The following is a 1,979-nucleotide window of genomic DNA, read 5'->3' as shown; positions in this document are numbered from 1 at the left end:
CCTGTCTTGATCTGCGCCTCTGCGGTTAACTCTCTTTAACTCCTTTTCCAGCATTAACTTGCACAGCTTTTGGGTCAAAAAAGGTTGTCCCCCCGTCCAATCCAAAATATCTGCGATCGCACTTTCAGGATTAGCAACTTGCCCCCGCCAACCATCAATCAAAGGCTGCACTTCATCAATCTGAAAACCGCGTAAATTTATCGCCTTACCAATATTAAAAGGAGTTTGAGTTTTATCAGCAATCAAATCCGAAGGCGTAGCCACCCCCAACAGCGCAAAAGTCAAACGCTGGTACAGAGGATGGTCAACTCTTTGATTGTAAAACCAGCGAATCAGAGCAAAAAACTCATCGCTAGAAAAGTTCATGCTCAACACTCGATCGATCTCGTCAATAAAAATAACAATACTTGGTTCTATTTCAACTAAAACAACTTCTTCAATAAATAAACTAAACCGCTGGACGGGCGATAACAAATCCCGGCGTTCGCGCCACCAATTCCGCCAATTAATTTTATTACCTAGCTGACAGCTACTGACTAAAGAATTAACAATGCCTGCATACCACTTTTCGGGAGTTACATCTTCCTTACCAATCCCAGTTAAATCGATAGAAGCGCAAACAGTACCTTCAGCTTGCAGCCTTTGCATCGTCCGCACCCGCAAACTAGATTTGCCCATTTGCCGCGAATTCAGCACGTAACAAAACTCATTGGCCTTCAAACATTCGTAAAAGTCCCAGTCGGCTTGCCGCGTCACGTAACACGACGCATCTGCTGGGAGACTACCGCCAATCTGATATTCATCGCTAACTGGAAATTCTTTCATAATTGCCTGCACCCAAATCTATATTTGATTGTACGATCGGCAACCTGACTATGTAGAGATTTACCAAATAACCTGACTTTTACTGATTTTTAGGACATACGAATCGGTGGTCAGAAACCGGGTTTTTTACGATAATCCTTCGCCGCAGCCAACAGATTAGGTCAAAAACCCGGTTTCTTTGGTCTGATGCCTCTGTCCTGATTTTTATGGTGCTTTGTCAGGATGCACCTGATTTTTCCCTATAAATTCAGAACCTGAAGCTATTTATCAGTTCCTATAATACCTGATTTTATCACCATTGCTGTTCGATAGTTTTAGCAACAAACTGATAACAGGAAGCGAAAAGGGCAGCAAAAAAATATAAATACCCACCATTACTTCCTCAATAAACCAATTAGTTTGAAATACTAATGAGAAACTGAAATTGATATCTACGGTACTCAATTCAATGACAACAACACTGATAACGGCGGTAAGTTTCACAAATCATTAGTGGGAACTAATCAAGCTGACAAAATCTATGGCAAAGCAGGAAATTACATATTGTCGGGTTTTGGTGGCAACGACGACCTGTGGGGCGGCACTGGCAACGACGACTTTCATTTCAAGATCGGGCGAAATTTTGTATCAATTACCAAACAATAAGGAGTAATCAAAATGGCGAGCGCACCTATTCTCAAAGGAGACAAGTACAGCACTAAAAAGGCTGGCATCATTGACATCGACATAAATATTGAGGATTCTGAAAAGGCTGGCCTCATTGAGATCGACATAAATATTGGCGATTCGGAAACTGTCGATGCGATTGACGACGACAGCGATGATTCTGAAACTGTTGATATCATTGACGACGACAGCGATGATTCTGAAACTGTTGATTTGATTGACGACGACAGCGATGATTCGGAAACGGTTGATATCATTGACCGTCGTGACAACGATGATTCTGAAACCGTTGATATCATTGACCGTCGTGACAGCGATGATTCGGAAACAGTTGATATCATTGACCGTGACAGCGATGATTCGGAAACAGTTGATATCATTGACCGTCGTGACAACGATGATTCTGAAACCGTTGATATCATTGACCGTCGTGACAGCGATGATTCGGAAACAGTTGATATCATTGACCGTCGTGACAGCGATGATTC

At 42.3% G+C, this 1,979-nt stretch carries 3 protein-coding genes; 2 read left to right on the top strand and 1 reads right to left on the bottom strand.

What is annotated here, in order from left to right:
- On the bottom strand, nucleotides 1–825 hold an 825-nt coding region (locus QUB10_RS09065; RefSeq protein ID WP_333201401.1), incomplete at its 3' end, for an AAA-like domain-containing protein.
- Between the two features lie 492 nt (nucleotides 826–1,317).
- On the opposite strand from QUB10_RS09065, the gene QUB10_RS09060 reads away from it, so the two are divergent.
- A complete protein-coding gene (locus tag QUB10_RS09060; RefSeq protein ID WP_333201399.1) occupies nucleotides 1,318–1,470 on the top strand; it encodes a hypothetical protein in 153 nt (50 codons plus the stop codon).
- Between the two features lie 12 nt (nucleotides 1,471–1,482).
- The coding region (locus QUB10_RS09055; protein WP_333201397.1) for a hypothetical protein at nucleotides 1,483–1,979 on the top strand (497 nt) is incomplete at its 3' end.

It is taken from the genome of Microcoleus sp. B5-D4, assembly GCF_036705145.1.
In the GTDB taxonomy this organism is placed as follows: domain Bacteria; phylum Cyanobacteriota; class Cyanobacteriia; order Cyanobacteriales; family Microcoleaceae; genus Microcoleus.
The sequence above is the reverse complement of the archived record's forward strand: the minus strand, read 5'-3'. Positions and strand labels throughout refer to the sequence as shown.